Source organism: Mesorhizobium sp. B2-3-14 (genome assembly GCF_006442175.1).
Lineage (GTDB): Bacteria > Pseudomonadota > Alphaproteobacteria > Rhizobiales > Rhizobiaceae > Mesorhizobium > Mesorhizobium australicum.
This window is the reverse complement of the sequence record NZ_VFVP01000004.1, coordinates 516,262-538,352: the sequence shown is the minus strand read 5'-3', so window position 1 is coordinate 538,352 and position 22,091 is coordinate 516,262. Positions and strand designations below refer to the sequence as shown.

The window sequence follows — 22,091 nt, the reverse complement described above, 5'->3', positions numbered from 1 at the left end:
ACGGTTTTGGGACCTTGTCCGTCAATGTCCCATTTGGGACAGCTTGATCACTGCACCGGCCACCGGTCCTGCATCGGCGCCGGGCCTTGGTTGCCCGGAGACTCGATGTCCCGTTGGCTACTGGGTTGCCTGGTAAACCTCTGAAGCGGCCTGCTTCAGCGCGCGCCGTCCGTCCGGTTCGAGATACATCATGTGCCCACCTTCAACGACGTCGAGGCGGATCGGCCTGGCGCCGGCGAGCGACGGGATCTGGCTGACCAGATAACGCGACGCCAGATAGGGAGTGACGAGATCGGTGTAGCCGTTGACGATGACGACGCCCAGCGCGGGATTCAAGGACCGCGCCCGTTGCAGGTCATCCATCACGCCGGCATAGCCCTGGCGCGAGGCGCTCGTCCCGTAGTCCCAGTTGTGGCTGATATCGCCGTTCAGCAAGCGGTAGCTGACATCGGTGCGAAAGTTCAGCTCGTCGCGAGCGTAAGCGACAAAGGCCGAGGTCAGCGCCGGCACACTACGGTCCAGCACCGGATCGGGGCCAGCGATACGGGCACTCTGGGGAGCGATGTCCGCCGTCGCGATCATGCCGTCATAGGGGCTGAGCACCTTGCCCGCGGCACGGCCAAACTCCCTTGCGAAGAGCGAGGTCGGGACGCGGGCGAAGTTGCGGTGAACGAGGTCGAGAGGCAGGCCGGTGATCTCGGCCACGCGATCACCCGCCAGCCGTCCGCCTTGCTCCAGCCCACTGGTGAGCGCACTGAGGTACTCGCCAAGTGCATAATGCTCGACCTCGGCGAGCTTTTTCCGCAAAGTGTCGCCGCTGACACCTTCACTGCGCAGGCGAACCGCGGCGAGGGAGGGTAGTTCGAGAGCCCAATGCAGCGGCTCGAATTCGTCGGGCTGCACCAGGGTGAATTCCAGCGCCGGCGAGATCAGCACGATGCCGCTCGGGCTGATGCCGATATCTTCCTGCAGCGTCCTGGCAAGCAGTGCCGCGCGGAACCCGCCATAGCTCTCACCGGCGAGGAACAGCGGAGATCCCATGCGGCTGTTTTGGGCGAGATAGAGCCTGATGAAGGCGCCGATCGAACTGGCATCCTGGCTGACGCCCCAGAAGTCGTGCGTATCCTGGCCGGGCGCCTCGCGGCTGTAGCCGGTTCCCACCGGGTCGACGAAGACGAGGTCGGTCATGTCGAGCCAACTGTCGGGATTGTCGATGAGCTTTTGCGGCGAGGGGAGGAATTCCCCGCCGGCTCCGGTCGCCACGACGCGCGGTCCGAGCGCGCCGAGATGCAGATAGGCTGAAGCGGCGCCCGGGCCGCCGTTGAACACGAAGGTGATTGGCCGCGGTGCTTCCGTCGCCACGCTCTCCCGCGGCTTCAGCGTATAGGCAACATAGAAGATCTCCGCCGTGATCTCGCCCTTGCCGGAGAGCAGCGGAAGCGTGCCGGCCTTTGCCTGATACCGCAGGCTGCGTCCGCCAATGGTGATCGAATGGTCGGTGATCTCAGGTGACGGCAGCAGTGAAAGCACGCCGCCCGCAGGTGCCGGCCGCTCCGCCGTTTCGGCCAGGAGAGGCTGCGCGAAACCGGCAAGCATGAAGAGGACAAGGGAGACGAGTTTCAGCTTGGAACGCATGAGACCTCCGCGGAAAAGACTCCCGCATAGCTATGGCCGAGGCGGATGAAGTCAAAGGGATCAGACGATGGCGCGCCCACTGCTGTTGTTTCCGCCGAAACCAGTTCCTGACAGCTTGGGTCGTCATGTTTGGATTGCCTCACACGTCTCGCAGGACCATGCTATCAAGGCAGAAAGCCTGTCGGAGGAACGAAAATGGACGCAACCGAGCTGAAGGCCATGCAGGCGCCGCTGAAGCAGGCCTACCGCGACGACGCCACGCAAGCACTGATCACGCTAAGGGCAAAGGGCTCGATCGACGAACAGTCGGTGGCCTGCAAGGTGGAGACGGGCAGGGCGTTGGCAATCGCCGGCCTTCATCCGGCAACAGGCGGCTCGGGGCTCGAACTGTGCTCCGGCGACATGCTGCTCGAGGCGCTGGTGGCGTGCGCCGGGGTGACGCTGAAGGCGGTGGCGACGGCGCTCGAATTCAAGCTCGGCGCCGCTACCGTTGAAGCCGAAGGCGATCTTGATTTTCGCGGCACGCTTGGTGTCGCCAAGGATGCGCCGGTCGGCTTTCGCGCCATTCGGCTCAATTTCAATCTCGACACGGCGGAGCCTCCGGAGCGCATTGATTCGCTGCTGAAGCTGACCGAGCGCTATTGCGTGGTGTTCCAGACCATCAAACAAAAGCCGGAACTGACGGTGAGCGCGCGGTGATGAATCGCAAGGCCCGCGGCAGCGGTCGCGGGCCTTGCGATATCTGATGCTTACTGAGCTGCCGGCTCTTCGGCGTCGCCTTCGTCGGTGAAGGGCGAGGCGCTCGGCACGCACTGCACGGACCAGCCGGCGGGTGTCGGCTGCTTCTGATACTCGGTGATGGCGGCGGTGCACTGTTCGCGCTTGTCGAAGGTGCTGGGCAGCACGACCATGCCGCCCTGCGGGCCGGCGATTACCAGATACCAGACCAATGCTGCGGTCGTAGCCATGGAGTTTTCCTTGTTCTGCCCAGATCGGGCTCTCGTTGCGGGATTCGCTCGATCCTAACAACTCCTCGGAAATGACGAAAGCATGACCGCCCAGCGGCTTCTCCCCTCAGATCACAGCCGCGTGATGATCCGTCGGGTTCCTAGCTGCGGTATTGCCCTCCGCCGTGGTTCAGTCGGTCGCAAAGCAATAGAACAGGCCGTCGCCGCCTGTGCCTTTCAGCGCCTCCTGGCTGCAGCCGCCACGCGAGGCATGCGAAGAATTCCACGACTTCGCCGCCGCCGAATCGTCGAGACCGGTGCGGTCGTGATGGCCCATCATCGCCGCCCCTTCGGAGCCGCTCATCGTCCAGTCGCCGCAGGTCTGGTCGGCGATCCTGGTGCCGTCGGGCTTGGAGCCGGTCAGCATGTCGTGTCGGTTGGGCGTATCGCCGCGGCCGTTGACCGTCTCACCCTTCTCGTTCAGCGCGGTCTGCTTGGTGATGCCGTTGGCGTCGCTGTGCAGCGAGGCGACATCATCGGCGATCTTGGCGCCCTTGGCGTTGAACCAGGGACCCTTGCCGATGCGATCGCGCGCATCCTCCGCGCTGGTCGAGAGATATGCGTGCCAGGTCTTGCCGTTGACGCCGGCGGCTTCCGCCAGCGACGCGCAATGGGCATCCGCGCCCTTCAGGCCGCCGAGATCGCCCCCCTTGCCGGAGCCGACGCTGGTGACGAAGAAACTCATCTTGGTATCTTGGGAAACGGCCACGCCCACCGTAGCTCCAAGAGCGGCGGCAAGGGCGGTGGCGGCAACGATGGCGAGTCTTGGCATGTCGGTCCTCCGGTTTCGAATGTCCTACGTCAGAAGAACGTAGCCGAAGGCTGTTTTAATCCATTTCGAACCGGCTTTTATTCCGGTTGTCGGTAGGCGACGAAGCGGTTGTGCTTGGCCTGGAAGATCAGGCCGGTCTCTTTGAGATCCGGGCTGGCCAGCGGCACGATGCGTTTGGCGGTCTCGGAGGGGTGCGGCAATGTCTCGGGATCCTCACCGGGCACGGCTTGTGCGCGCATCGCGGTGCGGGTGGCGCCGGGGTCGGCTGCATTGACGCGCAGCGGCAGATTTTGCGTCTCATGCGCCCAGGAGCGCATCATGGTCTCCACCGCCGCCTTCGATGCCGCGTAAGGCGCCCAGAAGGCGCGCGCCGAATGCGCCGCGTTGGACGACAGGATAATCGCCCGGCCGGCATCCGAAAGCCGCAGCAGCGGGTCGACCGAGCGGATCAGCCGCCAGGTCGAGGTGACGTTGATGGTCATCACCTTTTCGAAGGTCTTGGCCTCGACATGGCCGATCGGCGAGATGACGCCAAGCACGCCGGCATTGGCGACGAGGATGTCGAGCTTGCCCCAGCGCTCGTGGATGGCGCCGCCCAGCCGGTCGATACCGGCCATGTCGGCGAGATCGAGCGGCACCAATGTCGCCTGGCCGCCGGCCGCCTTGATCTGGTCGTCGAGTTCTTCCAGCCCGCCGACGGTGCGGGCAACCGCGATGACATGCGCGCCGGCCGCAGCCAATTCCCTGGCGATGAAATAGCCGATGCCGCGCGAGGCGCCGGTGACGACCGCGACGCGGCCGGTAAGGTCGAGGGTCATGCGATGGCTTCCGGAACTCTGGCTAAGGCTGATGAGGATCCGCCAATTCTACGACCCGCTTGTCGCCAGCAGCGACAGCGTGCGCACATTGTCGTGGCCTTCGAAGTCGAGCAGGCGGGTCGGGTACTGGCCGGTGAAGCATGCATCGCAGAACTGCGGCTGCTCGTCGTCGCGGCTGGCCTCGCCGACGGCGCGGTAGAGACCGTTGATACTGAGGAAACCGAGCGAATCGACCCGGATGAACTCGGCCATCTCTTCCACCGACATGCGCGAAGCCAGCAGCTTCGACTTCTCCGGCGTGTCGACGCCATAGAAGCACGATGCGCTGGTCGGCGGCGAGGCGATGCGCATGTGCACTTCCTTGGCGCCGGCATCGCGCACCATCTGCACGATCTTCTGGCTGGTGGTGCCGCGCACGATGCTGTCGTCGACCAGCACCACGCGCTTGCCCTCGATCATGCGGCGATTGGCGTTGTGCTTGAGCTTGACGCCCATATGGCGGATCGAATCGCCAGGCTGGATGAAGGTGCGGCCGACATAGTGGTTGCGGATGATGCCGAGTTCGAAGGGAATGCCCGCCGCCTGGCTGAAGCCGATTGCCGCCGGCGTGCCGGAATCCGGCACCGGTACGACGATATCGGCGTCGACCGGATTTTCCTGCGCCAGTTCCGCGCCGATGCGCTTGCGTACCTCATAGACGTTACGGCCCTCGACCGAGGAGTCGGGTCGGGCGAAATAGACATATTCGAAGATGCAGAAGCGGGTCTTCTGCGGTTCGAACGGGAACAGGCTCTCAATGCCCTTGGAGGTGACGACGACCATCTCGCCGGGCTTCAGGTCGCGCACGAAACGCGCGCCGATGATGTCGAGCGCACAGGTCTCGGAGGCCAGGATCCAGGCGCCGTCGAGATCGCCCAGCACCAGCGGGCGGATGCCGAGCGGATCGCGGCAGCCGATCATCTTCTTGGCCGTCATCGCCACCAGCGAGAAGGCGCCCTCGACTTGGCGCACCGCGTCGATGAAGCGCGAATTGAGGTCGCGCTCCTTGCTGGTCGCGACCAGATGCAAAAGCGTCTCGGTGTCGGAGGTGGAGGAGAAGATCGCGCCTTGCTTCTGCAGCGCGCGCTGCACCGTCATGGCGTTGGTGAGGTTGCCGTTATGGGCGACGGCAAAGCCGCCATCGGCCAATTCGGCGAAGAAGGGCTGGATGTTGCGCATGCCGGCGCCGCCGGTGGTCGCGTAGCGCGTGTGGCCGATGGCGCGGTTGCCTTGCAGGCTGTCGATGACGCGCTGCTTGGTGAAGGTGTCGCCGATCAGGCCGACATGGCGTTCGACATGGAACTGGGTGCCGTCATAGGAGACGATGCCGGCCGCTTCCTGACCTCGATGCTGCAGCGCATGCAGGCCGAGTGTGACGATGGCCGCCGCATCCTGCCGGCCAAAGATGCCGAACACGCCGCACTCGTCATGGAAATGATCGTCAGCCTCGGCGGAAAGCACGTCGTCTGCGTCTGCCATCTTAAGCTCCGCTAAAATCGCCATATAAGGCGGTCGCGCGTCGAAAGCAACGCACCGCGTGCGATCGTTCACATGGATCGATCGCCAGACGCCCCGTTCGGACCTCAGTTCGCCGGCGCTGGCGCCGGCTTGGTGGTGTTGTCGGCAGGACCGGCGTCGTTGTCGTCAGGCGCCGGCGCATTGGCGTCGTCGCCGCCGGCTGGTGCATCCGCCGCCGGTGCGTCGGGCGCGACGGGCGTCTCGGTGGCCGGCTGATTCGGATTGAGCTTCTTGAGGATGGCGTTTTCCGGGTCCTCTGGAAGCAGGCTCTCGAGCTTGGCGCCGATCTGTTCCAGCAGTGGTCGCGACTTGGCTTCCGTGACCCAGGCCGGGGCCTTGGCGCCGGCCAGCCAGTTGAAGAACAGCAGCGCGACGGCGACGACCAGGACGCCGCGCGCGGCGCCGTAGAGGAAGCCGAGCGTGCGGTCGAGGGCGCCGATGCGCGAATCGATGATCCAGTCGGCAAGCTTCATGGTGATGACCGAGACGACGATCAGCGCGATGATGAAGACCACGCCTGCGGCCGCCGCCATGGCGATCTTCTCATTGTCGATATAGGGCTTCAGGTAGGGCAGGACCGGTTTGTAGAAGAAGAAGGCCGCCGCCGCCGCCGCCGCCCAGGAGACGACCGAAAGCACCTCGCGCGAAAAGCCGCGAACCATGGCGAGCATCGCCGAGACCAGGGTGAAGCCGACGAGAATTCCGTCAAGCAGCGTAATCGGCATGTCTTTGGCCCCACTCCGATCTCTTGTTCACGACTCGACGAGCCGCGTCATTCTTCATCGTCGGCACGGCTGCGCCGTGAGCCGGCTATGCGCGCCACGAGGTCGGCAAGCTCGGTGGGCTGGAAAGCGCCGGCCCCAATCCCCCCAGCAAGTTCCTCGCTGCCCAAGGGCAGAACCGCGCTACCAAAACCCAGTTTTTCGGCTTCCTTGAGACGCTGCTGCGCATGCGCAACCGGCCTCACCGCGCCCGAAAGGCTGATTTCGCCGAAATAGACGCAATCGGCGGGGAGGGCAAGACCAGTGAGCGAGGAAACCAGTGCGGCTGCGACCGCGAGATCGGCCGCCGGCTCGCTGATGCGGTAGCCGCCGGCGACGTTGAGGTAGACGTCATGCTGCCCGAAACGCACACCGCAATGCGCCTCCAGCACTGCCAAGATCATCGACAGCCGCGCGCCGTCCCAGCCGACCACCGCCCGGCGCGGCGTGCCGAGCGAGGAGGCCGCGACCAGCGCCTGGATTTCGACCAGAACCGGCCTGGTGCCTTCCATGCCGGCGAAAACCGCTGCTCCCGGTGATTTCGCGTGCCGTTCGCCAAGGAAAAGCTCGGATGGATTGGAGACCTCGCGCAGACCTTTGTCCGACATTTCGAAGACCCCGATCTCGTCGGTCGGTCCGAAGCGGTTCTTCACCGTGCGCAGGATACGGAAGTGGTGGCCGCCTTCGCCCTCGAAATAGAGCACGCCGTCGACCATGTGCTCGACCACGCGCGGACCGGCGATCTGGCCTTCCTTGGTGACATGGCCGACCAGCACGATCGCGGCACCCGTGGATTTCGCGTAGCGGATCATTGCCTGCGCCGCGGCGCGCACTTGTGTGACGGTGCCTGGCGCCGAATCGGCCAAGTCGGTCCACAGTGTCTGGATCGAATCGAGGATGACCAGATCGGGCCGCTTGCCGTCGGCGATCGTGGCGAGGATATCCTCGACATTGGTCTCGGCCGCGAGTTCCACCGGCGCCGATGCGACGCCGAGCCTCTGCGCACGCAGCCTGATCTGGGCAACTGCCTCTTCGCCCGAGACATAGACGATGCGATGGCCCTTGGAGGCAAGTGCGGCCGCGGCCTGGGTGAGCAGCGTCGATTTGCCGATACCGGGATCGCCGCCGACCAGAAGTGCAGAGCCCCGAACGAAACCGCCACCGGTGGCGCGGTCGAGTTCGCCGATACCTGAGATGATGCGCGGCGCGTCCTCGATATCGCCCGAAAGCGTGGTCAGCACCACCGCGCGGCCCTTGCGGGCGTTGCGCGTGTTGGCAGGGCCCGAGCCGATGCCGCCAGATGTGCCTTCCTCGACCAGCGTGTTCCACTCGCCGCAGGCATCGCATTTGCCGGCCCAGCGCTGATGCACCGAACCGCAATTCTGGCAGATGAACTGGACGCGGGATTTGACCACGCTTTACCTTCCCGCCCGCTGGCGGGCGCCGCGCGTGACAGCCAATCTCCCCCCGTGCGGGGGAGATGTCCGGCAGGACAGAGGAGGGCGCCGCAGAGCGCCGAGACCCGTTGCTATTGGTGAGATCGCTGGCAAGAGGCTACTCAAACCTTTCCGCGATATGGTGCTCTTCCGCGAGATCGGAAAAGCGGGTGAATTCGCCGTGGAAGGCAAGCGTGACAGAGCCCGTCGGCCCATGGCGCTGCTTGGCCACGATCACCTCGGCCTTGCCGCGCATCTCGTTCATCTCGTTTTCCCACTTGACGTATTCCTCGGTGCCGAGCTTCGGCTCGCGGTTCTTGAGGTAATATTCCTCGCGATAGACGAAGATGACCACGTCGGCGTCCTGCTCGATCGAACCGGATTCGCGCAGGTCGGAGAGTTGCGGGCGCTTGTCGTCGCGGCTTTCGACCTGACGCGACAGCTGCGACAGCGCGATGATCGGCACGGCCAGTTCCTTGGCCAGCGCCTTCAGGCCGGTGGTGATCTCGGTGATTTCCTGCACGCGGTTCTGCGAAGACTTGGCGGATGAGCCTTGCATCAGCTGAATATAGTCGATGACGATCAGGTCCAGGCCGCGCTGGCGCTTCAGACGACGCGCGCGGGCAGACAACTGGGCAATGGAAATACCGCCGGTCTGGTCGATGAACAGCGGGATCTTCTGCATGGTCTGCGAACAGGCGACCAGCTTTTCGAAGTCCATTTCGCTGATTTCGCCGCGGCGGATCTTGGAGGACGAAATTTCCGTCTGTTCGGAAATGATGCGGGTTGCGAGCTGTTCGGACGACATTTCGAGCGAGAAAAAACCGACCACGCCGCCATTGGCCGCCTTGAACGAGCCATCGGCCTGCTGCGCCGGCTCATACATCTCGGCAATGTTGAAGGCGATGTTGGTGGCGAGTGATGTCTTGCCCATGCCTGGACGGCCGGCGATGATGATCAGATCGGACGACTGCAGGCCGCCCATACGGCGGTCGAGATCGCGCATGCCGGTGGCGAGGCCCGACAGACCGCCGTCACGCATATAGGCGGCGTTGGCCATGTCGACCGCGGTCTTGACCGCGTCGGTGAAGCTCTCGAAGCCGCCGTCATAGCGCCCGGTCTCGGCCAGCTCGAACAGGCGGCGCTCCGCGTCCTCGATCTGTTCGGAAGGCGACATGTCGACAGGGGCGTCATAAGCGATGTTGACCATGTCCTCGCCGACGGTGATCAACGCCCGGCGCGTCGCCAGATCATAAATGGCGCGGCCGTAGTCGGTGGCGTTGACGACGGTGACGGCTTCCACCGCCAGCCGCACCACATACTGCGCCACCGTCATGTCGCCGACCTTTTCGTCGGCGGGCAGGAAGGTCTTCAGCGTGATCGGCGTCGCCGCCTTGCCCATGCGGATCAGCTCGGCCGCGACATCGAAGATCTTGCGGTGGAGGGGTTCGTAGAAATGGCCGGACTTCAGGAAGTCGGACACCCGGTAGAAGGCATCGTTGTTGACAAGTATAGCGCCAAGCAGCGCCTGCTCGGCCTCGATGTTGTTGGGCGATTCGCGATAGAGCGGTTGCTCTGCCACGCCGAATTTTCGTGCTGCCTCTGCCATGATGTCCCCGATTTCGATCCCCTTCTGTCGATATCAGAACTGGACAAGTCAGTGCTGACTTATCTGCAACAGCCCGTGAAGAAGCGGCTTTGGTACTCGCGATTCACAGCCAAAATTTTTCCGTGGAAAGAATCGCAATTGACTCGAATCGAGAGTTGGCAACTTAGCGTTTCTCGCAGGAGAACAAAACAGGAAAGTGAGCGCTGGCGACACCGAATTGCGAGGCTGTCGTGTCTCTTTCATCCTCACGCCAGTGCATCGCCCCAATCCGCCCGCCGCGCCGCCTTGAACGCGTCACCGTCGCGTTTGGTGAAGAGCCTTTCGCCGGCGCTGCCATTTGGCTCGCAAAGCTTGAGCACGACCTTGCCGGAACCGGGTTTCGGCGGCGCGATGACCCGCGCGGCGCGGAAGGCAGCCGGCTGGCGCGAAGCGGCGACATAGATGAATTTCTCATCTTCCCACGGTACTTCCGCCTCTTTGGCCAGGCGGTGCAGGCGCGAGCGGGCTACGCGGCGGGAAAAGTGGCACCAGTCCGGCGGGTTGAGCGGGCAGGGCGCCTCGTGCGGACAGGGCGCCAGCACATGCGCGCCGGCCGCGATCAATTGTGCGCGTACAGCTAGAATGCGCAGCCAGCCCGCCGGCGTGCCCGGCTCGACGATCAACAGCGTGTCCTTGGTGAGTTGCCATAGCCGGTCGACCATTTTGGGCAGGGACGCCGGCGCGATCTCGTCCAGCACATAGGCGCATGTGACGAGGTCGGCGGATTGGAGGTCGGCAATGTCCGTCGTGACATCGCCGGCCCGCCAGACGGTCCGGGCCGTGATCGCATCGGCGGCAAGCGTCTCACCGACCTTGCGCACCGCGGCACTCGCCTCAAGCAGCGTGGCCAGTTCCAGTTCAGGCCAGAGATCACTGGTGGCCCAAAGCACGGTGCCGGGACCGGCGCCGACGTCGAGCAACGTCGTGGGTGCGAAATCCGGCCGGGCTTCGGCGAGCGCATCGAGGCTGGCGCGGATCGCGGCGTAGGTCGCCGGCATGCGCGTCGTCAGATAGGCCTTGACCGCCATGTCCTGCGCCATATGCAGGCGACCGTCGCGCAATTCGGCGCGGTAGCGGTCGGACAGGGTTTTCGCCGCCTGCTTCAGGTCCGGCAGCGCCACCTTTTCCAAAAGGCGATCGACGCCCTGTCGAAGAGCGGCCGGCAGCTCCATGGCCTATGCCCCCCTGGGTGCAAGCAGGATAATCGAGGCGCCGGCCATGCAGAGCGCCGCGCCGGCAAGGTCCCAGCGATCGGGCCGCACGCCATCGGCCAGCCACAACCAGGCGAGCGAGGCAGCGATGTAGATACCGCCATACGCGGCATAGGCGCGGCCGGCTGCATTGGTGTCGACCAACGCCAGAAGCCAGGCGAACACAATCAGAGAGGCAAAGCCAGGCAGCAGCCAGAGCGGCGATTTCTCCAGCCGCCACCACGCCCACACCGAAAAGCAGCCGGCGATCTCGGCAAGCGCCGCGGCTGTGTAGAGGAGATAGGTCATGAAAAAAGGCCTCGCGACGATCACGAGGCCTTTTTCGGGGCAGGAGCCTATAATGGCAAGCGCCAATAATGCGTCCCGTCAGCGCTGTCCCTATTCCGCCACCTTGCGTCGGCGGGCGGGCTTGGCGGACTTCTCGACAGGAGCCGCCTCGCGGCGGCCCATGTCGCGCAACTCCAGCGCCTTCTCGCATTTGGCCATATAGTCGCGCGTCATCGGCAGCGTGTCGTTCTTCTTGGCGATCTGGAACTGGAAAATCACCAAGTCCTGCCAACGGAAGGCAGCTTCCGAGGCGGCCAGATAGAACTCCCACATGCGGCAGAAGCGTTCGTCATAGATCGCCTTTGCCTTGTCGCGGTTGGCTGCGAAGCGCTGGCCCCAATGCTTCAGCGTGTCGGCATAATGGAGCCGCAGGATTTCGACGTCGGTGACCACGAGGCCGGACTTCTCGATCGCCGGCAGCACCTCGGACATCGCCGGGATGTAGCCGCCCGGGAAAATATACTTGCGGATGAAGGCGCTGGTCGCCCACGGCACGCCGGAGCGGCCGATCGTGTGCAAAAGCATGACGCCATCAGGCTTCAGCAATGTTGCCGCCTTGTCGAAGAAGGTGCGGTAATGGTTGACGCCGACATGCTCGAACATGCCGACCGAGACAATGCGGTCGAAGCGTTCGTTGAGCTCGCGATAATCCTTCAGTTCGAAATGGACGTGATTTTCCAGCCCTTGCGCATGGGCCCGGTCGGTGGCGACGCCATGCTGTTCCGTCGACAGCGTCACGCCTTGCACGTCGACATCGAAGGCCTTGGCCAGATAGAGGCCGAGCCCGCCCCAGCCGGAGCCGATGTCGAGCACTGTCTGGCCGGCCTTCAGCCTGAGCTTGGCGGCGATGTGACGTTTCTTGGCGGCCTGCGCCTCGTCGAGCGTCATGTCCGGCTGCTCGAAATAGGCACAGGAATACTGCATGTCCTCATCGAGGAAGAGCCGGTAAAGCTCGCCCGACAGATCGTAGTGGCGCTGCACGTTGCGGCGCGAGCGCGAGGTGGTGTTGATCTGCTGCAGGCGGCGGAAGGCGTGGCGCAGGCCCTCGATGGCTTTCGACCACGTCGCGTCGATGCCGCCGCTGCCCATGTTCTGGAAGGCAATGCGCATCAGTCCGAGAACGCCGCCTTCGAGAATGTCCAGCTCGCCGTCCATGTAGGATTCAGGCACCGCCAGCATCGGATCGAAGGTGATGGCGCGCTCGGCATGCCTGGTCTTGATGTGCATGTGCACCGGCTCGCCGCTGCCGTCGCCGAAGATGAACGTCGTGCCTTTCGGCCCGGTTACCTTGAGACTGCCCGTGCGCACCAGGCGGTCGAGAACGCGCTTCAACAGAATATTCATGGTCCGGTGTCCCCTCACGGTCAGACAGGCTGTCCTACTCTGCATCAATATATAGGGTTTCGAAAAGTTCCTTTTGGCACAAAAATGCCCGGGCGAGAGGCCCGGGCATTGGTCCAGAAATGACTGGAAATCGACAGCACGATCGGAGCGCTGGTCCGGCGCTCGGAGCGTATGTGATCAGGCGTTTTCTTCGCCGCCTTCGAACTCGGCATTCGGATCGAAGAAGTTTTCCGGCCGCGCATTGTCGTTGATGTCGTCGCCATAAATGGCTTCGGCGGTGGTCAGCGTCTCGCCCTTGGCCTGGCGCTCGGCTTCGTCAGCCGTGCGGGCGATGTTGAGCGTGATGGTGACTTCGACTTCCGGATGCAGCGCGATTGCCACATTGGTGACGCCGATGGTCTTGATTGGCTGGTTGAGCTGGATCTGGTTGCGGTTGACCGTGAAGCCTTCCGCGGTCAGCAGGTCGGCGATATCGCGCGTCGACACCGAACCGTAGAGCTGACCGGTCTCACCGGCCGAGCGAACGGCGATGAAGCTCTTGCCGTCCAGCTTTTCGGCAACCTCTGCGGCTTCCGACTTGCGCTCGAGGTTGCGGGCTTCGAGCTGGGCGCGCTGGCCTTCGAACTTCTTCTTATTGGCTTCGTTGGCGCGCAACGCCTTGCCCTGCGGCAGCAGGAAGTTGCGGGCAAAACCGTCCTTGACCTTGACGGTATCGCCCATCTGGCCGAGGCGGGAGACGCGTTCGAGAAGGATGACGTCCATGATTATGTTCCTTTTGGTTGGGCGTCCGTCCACAAGGCCGACGCCGAATTCTCTGGAACAGGTCAGGAAGCAAAAAGGCGTTGCCGCCGGTGTCGCTGTCCTGCCTGTCGCGGCAGTTAGAGGTTTGACCTCAACTCGGGATTTGATGCTAACCGGTCATGCCCGTCATGGCCGGTGAAAGGAACGGGCGGCGAACCGCCCGTTCGGAAGACTTAGCGAACCACGTAGGGCAGCAGGCCGAGGAAACGGGCGCGCTTGATCGCCTTGGCGAGCTCGCGCTGCTTCTTCTGGCTGACGGCGGTGATGCGCGACGGCACGATCTTGCCGCGCTCGGAAATGTAGCGCTGCAAGAGACGCACGTCCTTGTAGTCGATCTTCGGGGCGTTGGCGCCGGAGAACGGGCAGGTCTTGCGGCGGCGATGGAAAGGGCGCCGGGTCGGGATCTGGTTGATGTCGACCATTATTCTGCACCCCCTTCAAAACCTTCGCGTGGACGGCGCGGACCACGGTCGCCGCCTTCGCGATCGCCGAACGAACGCGGGCCACGATCGCCGCGGTCGCCGAAGCTGCGGGCCGGCCGATCGCCACGGTCGCGATCGCCGAAGCCACCACGCTCGGAGCGCTCTTCGCGCTTCTGCATCATGGCCGAAGGGCCTTCCTCATGCGCCTCGACCTTGATGGTCAGGAAGCGCAGCACGTCCTCGGACAGACCCATCTGGCGCTCCATCTCGTTGAGCGCTGCCGGCGGGCAGGTGAGGTCCATCAGCGTGTAGTATGCCTTCCGGTTCTTGTTGACCCGGTAGGTGAGGGACTTCAGTCCCCAGTTCTCGACCCGGCCGACGGACCCGCCATTCGCTGAGATGACGCCCTTGTACTGTTCGACAAGCGCATCGACCTGCTGCTGCGAGAGGTCCTGCCGGGCAAGAAACACATGTTCGTAAAGAGCCATTATGTCTTGGTGCCTTTCTTCGTTTCTCTCCCGGTTCCCGGCGGCAAAAGCCTCTGCAACTTCTCTGACCCGCATGTGCCTCGAAAGGCGCGGGGAAGAAAGGAGCATGACGAGACGGTCGAGAGCGGAGACACGGGAGGCGGAAACGCTTCTGGCTTCACACGAAGGTTCTCGAAAAAACCTCCGGCCCTCCGTTCAGCCCCCAGCTGGGACCGGCAGATTGGCGGCGTCTATAAAGCAATCCGCTGATAAAGCAAGGCCAAGCGGCATCCCTGATGTCGCAGGCCGCAGGAACCCAGGTAGCAGCGCCCGGCAGGCCGGCGATTTTCCCGGCAACCGGCCCTTAACCGCAATGTCAGGTCGCACAGGGTTGAGCCATGCCGTCAACGGTCGCCAACCGCACCCATTACAGCGCCTCCGCCTCGAATCCCAGCGACTATTATGCCATCGATGATCCGGCCAAGCTGCCGAACGTGTTTCTGCAGATCGCCAACAAATTTTCGAAGCTGCAATTGACGAACTGAGCGGCTGCTCCGAAGGCGGGCGGCAGGGGAAATTAAGCGCCCGCCGATCGGCTCAACTCGTATGGGCGACGATCTTGTCGACCGTTTCGGGGAAGAAGTCGGGCGCGGCATGGCGCTTGCCGAACATCATGTCGTACTGGATCAGCCGGAAGTCGCGGATCGCCGGGTCAATCTCTTTCTGACGCGACCAGTCTGGCGTGGCCGCCCCGGCCGGCGTGAGCAGCAGGTTGCGGTCGACGACGCGATAGCGCTCCCGCATCTCGCCCAGGAAACCGGTGTAGTAAGGGTGGGTGATGCCGGCGGCGGTGAGGATATGATAGGGCAGGAACGCGGGGCTGACCGTGCCCAGATTCTCGACCGGGCCGGAGCGGTTCGACCAGATGATCAGCGGTGTCGCGTGATGTTCGAGGGCGGCTTCCGGCGTCGGTTCCTTGCGCGGCGCGACGTTGTCCTTCAGGAAGCCGGTCTCGACATAGACCGGTCCGAGCGGCGGCAGGTGGTCACCGAAAAAGGCGACAATCGTGGGCCGCTCGCGCCTCTTGGCCCATTCGATCAGCCGTTCAAGGCCGCGGTCCGCGTCGGCTGAACCTTCGGCGTAGGAGAGCAGCGAGTCGCGCGCCCACTGGCTGATCGGCGCTTGCACCGAATGGGTCGGATTCGAATAACGGTTCGGTTCATAGGGGCCGTGGTTCTGCAGACTGACGGCGAAGAAGAACACCGGGTCCTCGCTGGCGTCCGCTTCGCGTATGATCTCGTCGGTCATCGCCGCGTCGGATGCCAGCGGTCCGCGCTTTTCCATGGGCGGCAGCGTCTCTTCCGATTTGAAGTCGTTGAAACCGAAATCGGCATAGACCGCGCCGCGGTTCCAGAACCAGTTCGTGCCTGGATGGATGGCGCGTGCCCTGTAGCCTTGGCTCTTCAGGAAGGTCGCCATCGACGGCGTCGGGGTGCGGACATATTGCTGGTAGGGGATGCTGCCGGCCGGCAGGAAAGCATTGGAAAAGCCGGTCAGCGCTTCGAATTCGATGTTGGCGGTCATGCCGCCGAATTCGGGCGAGAACATCGAGCCCGAGCGGAGCGCCCGCACATTGGGCATCGGATCGGGAGTGATGGTGACTCCGGGCAGCTTGGTTGGATCCCAGAAGGATTCGCTCATGACGATGATGATGTCCGGCTTCTGGGCCGGCACCGAGGCGGTCACCTCGGGCCGCTCGATCGCCGCGATCGCCTTGTCGGAATAGCCCGGCGGTGCCGAGACATGCGCCATCGGCACGTTGAGCGCGAAGGCGAGCGCGAAGCCGTTGGAGGCGTAGTTTTCCTTCTGGTCCCACATGATCGGGATGATCTGCAGCCGGTCCCTGGTCCACGAGAAGGTGGCGTAATCCATGATCGAGACGAAGAAGGCGAGCAGCGGCACCGCCAGCGTCAGCCGGGCAAGGCGGCCCTTGCGGCTGAGGGCCGGAACCTTGCGGCGCCATAGCCGCCAGCCATAGACGAGCAGGGACAAGCCGGCGACGATGCCCGCGACCATGGCCAGCGCCGTCATTGGCCGCTCGCGCACCAAGAGCGGCAGCAGGGCGAAGATCTGGCGGGCGTAGAGGAAATCTGTCGGGTAGAGCGGATCGCCGAGATAATGCGACTTCTGGTGGCCGACAAAGGCCAGCGACAAGGTCAGCGGCGCGACGATCATCAGGCTCTGATGACTGCGGCCGAGCACCGCGTCGAGACCGATCAGGACCAGCGCGAAGACGACGATGGTTGTCCAGCCCGGCTTGAACGGCTGCAGGAAGAAGGAAACGGTGCCGGCGACATCACCGCGCACGATCAGTTCGATGGCGAACACCAAGACGGCCGAGATCGCCAGGCTGATCAGCCCGTAGCGGACAACAGGCCATCTACGGCCCGGCAGATAGCCGGTGGACGGATCGTCTTCCAGGAACTGCGGCGCCGCGTTGCCGGCACGTTTGAAACTCTTTGCCACTTCAACTTCCCGCCCAGAGACAACCCACGTCATTCGATTGTCATATAATTGTCACGCAAAGCTAGCGCCTGTGGCGGAAATAAGAAGAGCCAGCGAACGATTCGTGAGCGGTTTTCATCAGGTGTGATCGCCAAAAAGCCTTTCGGAACAGGCACTCGCGCGGGGATAGGCCCATTGGCATGGGCTGAAGTGGCTTGACTTGGCGGCCTGCCTTGCGTCACAGGCAGGGAAAATTCGTAGTATCAGGCAAGCAAAACCAGTCAGGGGAGCCCTCGCATGGCCGTTGCATTCACCTTTCCGGGACAGGGTAGCCAGGCTGTCGGCATGGGCAAGGATCTTGCCGATGCCTTTCCCGAGGCACGCAGGATTTTCCAGGAAGTCGATGACGCGCTCGGCGAAAACCTGTCGAAGCTGATCTGGGAAGGTCCCGAAGAGACGCTGACGCTGACGGCCAACGCGCAGCCGGCGCTGATGGCGGTGTCGCTTGCCGCCATCAGGGCGATGGAATCGCGCGGCTTCTCGCTGAAGGACAAGATCGCTTATGTCGCCGGCCATTCGCTGGGCGAATATTCGGCACTCGCCGCCGCCGGCTTCGTTTCCGTTGCCGATGCCGCCCGCCTGCTGCGCATCCGCGGCAACGCCATGCAGGCAGCGGTGCCGGCCGGCGAGGGCGCCATGGCGGCGATCATCGGGTTGGAGCAGGCCGATGTCGAAGCCGCCTGTGCTGAGGCCGCCCTGGGGGCTGGCAGGGGGGCCGTCTGCCAGGTGGCGAACGACAATGGCGGCGGCCAACTGGTCATATCAGGCGCGAAGGCGGCGGTTGAACTGGCAGCGAAACTGTGCACCGAAAAAGGTGCCAAACGGGCGCTGATGCTGCAGGTTTCGGCGCCCTTCCATTCCGCCTTGATGACGCCGGCCGCCAATGTCATGCGCGAGGCACTTGCCGGCGTGACAAAGACCGCGCCAATCGTTCCCGTGGTGTCCAACGTATCGGTGCAGCCGTTGACCGATCCCGACGGGATCGCCGGGCGCCTGGTCGAGCAGGTGACCGGTCGCGTCCGCTGGCGCGAAACGGTGGAATGGTTCGGCGCCAACGGCGTCACCACGCTTTACGAGATCGGTGCCGGCAAGGTGCTTTCAGGACTGGCTCGTCGCATCAACCGCGACATCGCCACCGCCTCCGTGGGTTCCGCACCCGAGGTCGAGGCGGCTGTGGCTGCGCTGTGACTTGAATTCTTCGCCGCCGACATCTTCTTTGACGACTTTTTGGAGATATCGGATTGGGGATTACCGCGTAATCTGCGATGTACAGGACAAGCGGCTGGTCATTCTGGTGGTAACGATTGGCCATCGGGGTGATGTTTATCGATAACCGTCCGTACGATTTGAGAAGAGGACAAGAGATGTTCGAACTGACCGGCCGCAAGGCGCTTGTCACCGGCGCATCGGGGGGCATCGGCGAGGCGATCGCCAGGGTGTTGCATGCGCAAGGCGCGACCGTCGGCCTGCACGGCACGCGCGTTGAGAAACTGGAGACGCTGGCCTCCGAATTGGGCGACCGGGTCAAGCTGTTCCCGGCCAACCTGTCGAACCGTGACGAGGTCAAGGCACTCGGCCAGAAGGCGGAGGCGGATCTCGAGGGCGTCGACATCCTGGTCAACAATGCCGGCATCACCAAGGACGGCCTGTTCGTGCGCATGTCGGACGCCGACTGGGATACGGTGATGGAGGTCAATCTCACCGCCGTTTTCCGGCTGACCCGTGAACTCACTCACCCGATGATGCGCCGCCGCCATGGCCGTATCATCAACATCACTTCGGTGGTCGGGGTGACCGGCAATCCCGGCCAGGCGAATTACTGCGCCTCCAAGGCCGGCATGATCGGCTTGTCCAAATCGCTGGCGCAGGAGATCGCCACCCGCAACATCACCGTCAACTGCGTCGCGCCGGGCTTCATCGAATCGGCGATGACCGACAAGCTCAATGACAAGCAGAAAGAGGCGATCATGGCGGCGATCCCCACCAAGCGCATGGGCACCAGTGCCGAAGTGGCGTCCGCCGTTGCTTATCTGGCTTCGAACGAGGCCGCCTACGTAACCGGGCAGACCATACATGTGAATGGCGGTATGGCGATGATCTGAGCGAGGCCCGACAGCAACGCCGACGGGCTGTGAAAACCCACCATTTCGGCTTGGACCTCGGCTATTTTTCGTGTAATGCGGCCCGCAACCCGGCGGTTCGGGCAAAAACCGGTCCGTGGCCGTTGCGTTTCCGGCAGGACCATCTTTCAGCTTGATTAGCGGCATTCCGCCCGCTAACGAAGACAGACAAACAATAGACGAGGATGCCCCAAATGAGTGACACCGCAGAGCGCGTCAAAAAGATCGTCATCGAGCACCTTGGCGTCGATGCCGACAAAGTGACGGAGCAGGCGAGCTTCATCGATGATCTGGGCGCTGACAGCCTCGACACGGTTGAACTCGTCATGGCGTTTGAAGAAGAATTCGGCGTCGAGATCCCCGATGACGCGGCCGAGACCATCCTGACGGTCGGCGATGCGGTGAAGTACATCGACAAGGCTTCGGCCTGACGCTTTTCGCAGTCGTCACCGGGGAGGACCTGCGATGAGGCGTGTCGTCGTCACGGGCCTTGGCCTGGTTTCGCCGTTCGGTATGGGCTTCGAGCACGGCTGGAAGGAACTGCTGACCGGCCGCAGCGCTGCCAAGCGCGTCACCGAGTTCGAGGTGGACGATCTTGCCTGCAAGATCGCCCACGTCATTCCGCGCGGCGACGGCTCCAACGGCACGCTCAATCCCGAAGCCATTCTTGAGCCGAAGGAACTTCGCAAGATCGGCGACTTCATCCTGTACGGGATCGCGGCCGCCGATGAAGCGCTGAAGGATTCCGGCTGGCAGCCTTCAACCGAGGAGGAGCGTTGCGCCACCGGTGTGCTGATCGGCTCCGGTATCGGCGGTCTTGAGGGCATCGCCGAGAACGCGATCATCCTCAAGGAACGCGGCCCGCGTCGCATCAGCCCGTTCTTCATTCCCGGAAACATCATCAATCTCGTGTCGGGCCAGGTTTCGATCCGGCACGGGTTGAAAGGCCCCAACCACGCTGTCGTCACCGCTTGCTCGACCGGCGCGCACGCCATTGGCGACGCCGCCCGGCTGATCATCTTCGGCGATGCCGACATCATGCTGGCTGGCGGCGCCGAATCGCCGGTGACCCGGCTGTCGCTCGCCGGCTTCGCCGCATGCCGGGCGCTGTCGACCGAGCGCAACGATACCCCGCAAACGGCCTCGCGGCCCTACGACCGCGACCGTGACGGCTTCGTCATGGGCGAGGGCGCCGGCGTCCTCGTGCTGGAGGAGCTTGAGCATGCCAAGGCGCGCGGCGCCAAGATCTATGCCGAGGTGACCGGCTACGGCCTGACCGGCGACGCCTACCACATCACCGCACCGGCTGAAGATGGCGACGGTGCTTTCCGTTGCATGACGGCGGCGTTGAACCGGGCAAAGCTTACGCCGGCCGATGTCGACTACATCAATGCGCACGGCACCTCGACCATGGCCGATACGATCGAACTCGGCGCCGTCGAGCGGCTGGTCGGCGATGCGGCGTCGAAGATTTCGATGTCGTCGACCAAGTCGTCGATCGGCCATTTGCTGGGAGCGGCAGGCGCGGCCGAAGCGATCTTTTCGATCCTCGCCATCCGCGACAATATCGCACCGGCGACCATCAACCTCGACAATCCAGAACGCGAAACGGCGATCGACCTGGTGCCGAACAAGCCACGCGCCCGCCAGATCGACGTGGCACTGTCCAATTCCTTCGGCTTCGGTGGCACCAACGCCTCGCTCGTCTTCCAGCGGTATAATGGCTGACGGTCCGGTTACCGGGCAATGCTTTGGCGTGTCGTCAATTTTGCCATATTCGCCCCTACTCTGCCGCAGGGGATTCGTTGAGAGATCGAACGGTAGGGCGACATGAACACTAATCCGTCGGGCAACGGAGAATTCGGGCAAAGGCCGGCGAACACCGGGCCGATCGTGCCGAAGACGGCCAGCGAAGCCTTGCGGCCGGAAGCCGGAACACCGCCGCCGAAACGCTCGCGTGCTTCGCGCAGCCAGGTCGTCGTGTTCATGAACTTCGTCATCTCGGCGGTGATGCTGATCGTTCTGGCGGCGGGCGTGGCCCTCTATTTCGGCAAGCAGGAGTTTACCGAACCCGGCCCATCCGCCAATGGCGACACTTTCCTCGTCAAGCCCAGCACCGGCGTCCAGGACATTGCCGACCAGCTCGAGCGCCGCGGATTGATCAGCGACGCCCGCGTATTCCGCCTCGGGGTGCGTGCCTTCGGCAACGATTCCGCGCTCAAGGCCGGTGAGTACGAGATCAAGCCCAGGGCATCCATGCGCGACATCATGGAACTGCTGAAGAGCGGCAAGTCGGTGATGTATTCGCTGACTATTCCCGAGGGGCTGACGGTCGAGCAGGCCTTGCAGCGCATCGCCGACGAACCGGCTTTGAGCGGCGATATGCCGGCGAAGACACCCCCTGAAGGCAGCCTTGCCACCGACACGCTACGCTTCACGCGTGGCGCAACGCGTCAGCAGATGGTCGACAAGCTGCTCGCCGATCAGAAGAAACTGGTCGATGAGGTGTGGCAGCGGCGCGCGCCGGATCTGCCCCTGGCCAGCGTCGAGGACTTTGTCACCCTGGCCTCGATCGTCGAGAAGGAAACCGGCAAGGGCGACGAACGCTCGCGCGTGGCCGCCGTCTTCCTGAACCGCTTGGCCAAGGGCATGCGCCTGCAGTCCGATCCGACCATCATCTACGGTCTGTTTGGCGGCAAGGGCAAGCCGGCGGATCGCCCGATCTATCAGTCCGACATCCAGAAGCAGACGCCTTACAACACCTATGTGATCAGCGGCTTGCCGCCGACGCCCATCGCCAATCCGGGCCGCGCGGCCCTCGAGGCCGTGGCCAACCCGTCGAAGACCGACGATCTCTATTTCGTCGCCGACGGCACGGGCGGTCACGTCTTTGCTTCGACGCTGAACGAGCATAATGAAAACGTCGCCCGCTATCGCGCGCTGCAGAAGAAGCACGCCGATGAGGCAGCCAAGGCCGCTGCTGCCGCCGGTGCCAGCGGCAGTGCCGACAAGCCTGCTGACGACAAGCCAGCTGACGAGAAGCCAGCTGACGAGAAGCCTGCCATTGACAGCGGCATCGATGGCGACAATGGCGATGCTGGCGGTGATGCGGGCGCGGCCCAGTAAGGCGAAGAAAAGCGTTGCCTGGAAGGCGGCGGCCTGACATTTGAAGGAACGCCAGGCGTCCAATTTCGACGTAT

22 protein-coding genes and 1 pseudogene are annotated in these 22,091 nt (G+C 63.6%); 8 read left to right on the top strand and 15 right to left on the bottom strand.

Annotation, left to right across the window (positions count from 1 at the left end; translation table 11 throughout):
- Positions 1–117: 117 nt before the first annotated feature.
- Complete coding sequence (locus FJ950_RS14430; protein WP_140617233.1) at positions 118–1,635, bottom strand: alpha/beta hydrolase; 1,518 nt, start codon at positions 1,633–1,635, stop codon at positions 118–120.
- A gap of 195 nt (positions 1,636–1,830) precedes the next feature.
- Between FJ950_RS14430 and FJ950_RS14425 the strand changes: the two genes are divergently transcribed.
- Positions 1,831–2,334, top strand: a complete 504-nt coding sequence (locus FJ950_RS14425; protein ID WP_140617232.1) for an OsmC family protein — start codon at positions 1,831–1,833, stop codon at positions 2,332–2,334.
- A 50-nt stretch (positions 2,335–2,384) separates the two neighbouring features.
- On the opposite strand, the gene FJ950_RS14420 is transcribed toward FJ950_RS14425, so the two are convergent.
- The 13 genes from FJ950_RS14420 to rpsF form a co-directional block, all read right to left on the bottom strand.
- The gene (locus FJ950_RS14420; protein ID WP_015318519.1) at positions 2,385–2,603 is read right to left on the bottom strand and encodes a hypothetical protein; all 219 of its coding nucleotides are present in this window, start codon (positions 2,601–2,603) and stop codon (positions 2,385–2,387) included.
- A gap of 169 nt (positions 2,604–2,772) precedes the next feature.
- On the bottom strand, positions 2,773–3,414 hold the full coding sequence (locus FJ950_RS14415) for a hypothetical protein (RefSeq protein ID WP_140617231.1): 642 nt from the start codon (positions 3,412–3,414) through the stop codon (positions 2,773–2,775).
- A gap of 77 nt (positions 3,415–3,491) precedes the next feature.
- Positions 3,492–4,232, bottom strand: coding sequence for an SDR family NAD(P)-dependent oxidoreductase (locus FJ950_RS14410; protein ID WP_140617230.1), 741 nt, complete (start codon positions 4,230–4,232; stop codon positions 3,492–3,494).
- A 48-nt stretch (positions 4,233–4,280) separates the two neighbouring features.
- Positions 4,281–5,750 (bottom strand): amidophosphoribosyltransferase, encoded by a 1,470-nt coding sequence (gene purF, locus FJ950_RS14405; RefSeq protein ID WP_015318516.1) that lies wholly within the window; start codon positions 5,748–5,750, stop codon positions 4,281–4,283.
- A 104-nt stretch (positions 5,751–5,854) separates the two neighbouring features.
- Positions 5,855–6,514, bottom strand: a complete 660-nt coding sequence (locus tag FJ950_RS14400; protein WP_140617229.1) for a CvpA family protein — start codon at positions 6,512–6,514, stop codon at positions 5,855–5,857.
- Positions 6,515–6,561: 47 nt separating this feature from the next.
- Positions 6,562–7,965 (bottom strand): DNA repair protein RadA, encoded by a 1,404-nt coding sequence (gene radA / locus FJ950_RS14395; RefSeq protein ID WP_140617228.1) that lies wholly within the window; start codon positions 7,963–7,965, stop codon positions 6,562–6,564.
- Between the two features lie 139 nt (positions 7,966–8,104).
- Positions 8,105–9,595 carry a replicative DNA helicase gene (locus FJ950_RS14390; protein ID WP_015318513.1) on the bottom strand — a complete coding sequence of 497 codons (1,491 nt, stop codon included), beginning with the start codon at positions 9,593–9,595 and terminating at the stop codon, positions 8,105–8,107.
- A gap of 245 nt (positions 9,596–9,840) precedes the next feature.
- On the bottom strand, positions 9,841–10,806 hold the full coding sequence (locus tag FJ950_RS14385) for a small ribosomal subunit Rsm22 family protein (protein ID WP_140617227.1): 966 nt from the start codon (positions 10,804–10,806) through the stop codon (positions 9,841–9,843).
- Positions 10,807–10,809: 3 nt separating this feature from the next.
- Positions 10,810–11,133 (bottom strand): YnfA family protein, encoded by a 324-nt coding sequence (locus FJ950_RS14380; RefSeq protein ID WP_015318511.1) that lies wholly within the window; start codon positions 11,131–11,133, stop codon positions 10,810–10,812.
- Between the two features lie 90 nt (positions 11,134–11,223).
- A complete protein-coding gene (locus FJ950_RS14375) occupies positions 11,224–12,516 on the bottom strand; it encodes a cyclopropane-fatty-acyl-phospholipid synthase family protein (RefSeq protein ID WP_140617226.1) in 1,293 nt (430 codons plus the stop codon).
- 177 nt (positions 12,517–12,693) lie between these two features.
- Complete coding sequence (gene rplI / locus FJ950_RS14370; RefSeq protein ID WP_015318509.1) at positions 12,694–13,278, bottom strand: 50S ribosomal protein L9; 585 nt, start codon at positions 13,276–13,278, stop codon at positions 12,694–12,696.
- 212 nt (positions 13,279–13,490) lie between these two features.
- Positions 13,491–13,739, bottom strand: a complete 249-nt coding sequence (gene rpsR, locus FJ950_RS14365) for a 30S ribosomal protein S18 (RefSeq protein ID WP_006203718.1) — start codon at positions 13,737–13,739, stop codon at positions 13,491–13,493.
- Positions 13,739–14,227, bottom strand: coding sequence for a 30S ribosomal protein S6 (rpsF, locus tag FJ950_RS14360; protein WP_015318508.1), 489 nt, complete (start codon positions 14,225–14,227; stop codon positions 13,739–13,741). The genes rpsR and rpsF overlap by 1 nt, the downstream gene beginning before the upstream one ends.
- Before the next feature lie 377 nt (positions 14,228–14,604).
- On the opposite strand from rpsF, the gene FJ950_RS29520 reads away from it, so the two are divergent.
- Positions 14,605–14,751, top strand: coding sequence for a hypothetical protein (locus tag FJ950_RS29520; protein WP_181166406.1), 147 nt, complete (start codon positions 14,605–14,607; stop codon positions 14,749–14,751).
- Between the two features lie 52 nt (positions 14,752–14,803).
- On the opposite strand, the gene FJ950_RS14355 is transcribed toward FJ950_RS29520, so the two are convergent.
- Positions 14,804–16,765, bottom strand: coding sequence for an LTA synthase family protein (locus FJ950_RS14355; protein ID WP_140617225.1), 1,962 nt, complete (start codon positions 16,763–16,765; stop codon positions 14,804–14,806).
- Positions 16,766–17,008: 243 nt separating this feature from the next.
- Between FJ950_RS14355 and fabD the strand changes: the two genes are divergently transcribed.
- From fabD to mltG, 6 genes and pseudogenes are all read left to right on the top strand, one after another.
- Positions 17,009–17,959 (top strand): ACP S-malonyltransferase, encoded by a 951-nt coding sequence (gene fabD, locus FJ950_RS14350; RefSeq protein ID WP_140617224.1) that lies wholly within the window; start codon positions 17,009–17,011, stop codon positions 17,957–17,959.
- A gap of 37 nt (positions 17,960–17,996) precedes the next feature.
- Positions 17,997–18,104 (top strand): annotated as a pseudogene (locus FJ950_RS29780) (type II toxin-antitoxin system RelE/ParE family toxin); the annotation flags it as partial.
- A gap of 31 nt (positions 18,105–18,135) precedes the next feature.
- Positions 18,136–18,873, top strand: coding sequence for a 3-oxoacyl-[acyl-carrier-protein] reductase (fabG, locus tag FJ950_RS14340; RefSeq protein WP_140617222.1), 738 nt, complete (start codon positions 18,136–18,138; stop codon positions 18,871–18,873).
- A gap of 212 nt (positions 18,874–19,085) precedes the next feature.
- Positions 19,086–19,322, top strand: a complete 237-nt coding sequence (locus FJ950_RS14335) for an acyl carrier protein (RefSeq protein ID WP_006203723.1) — start codon at positions 19,086–19,088, stop codon at positions 19,320–19,322.
- A 34-nt stretch (positions 19,323–19,356) separates the two neighbouring features.
- Positions 19,357–20,619, top strand: coding sequence for a beta-ketoacyl-ACP synthase II (gene fabF / locus FJ950_RS14330; protein ID WP_023773396.1), 1,263 nt, complete (start codon positions 19,357–19,359; stop codon positions 20,617–20,619).
- A gap of 102 nt (positions 20,620–20,721) precedes the next feature.
- Entirely contained in the window at positions 20,722–22,017 is a 1,296-nt protein-coding gene (gene mltG / locus FJ950_RS14325; RefSeq protein WP_140617221.1) for an endolytic transglycosylase MltG, read from the top strand.
- The last annotated feature ends 74 nt before the right edge of the window (positions 22,018–22,091 follow it).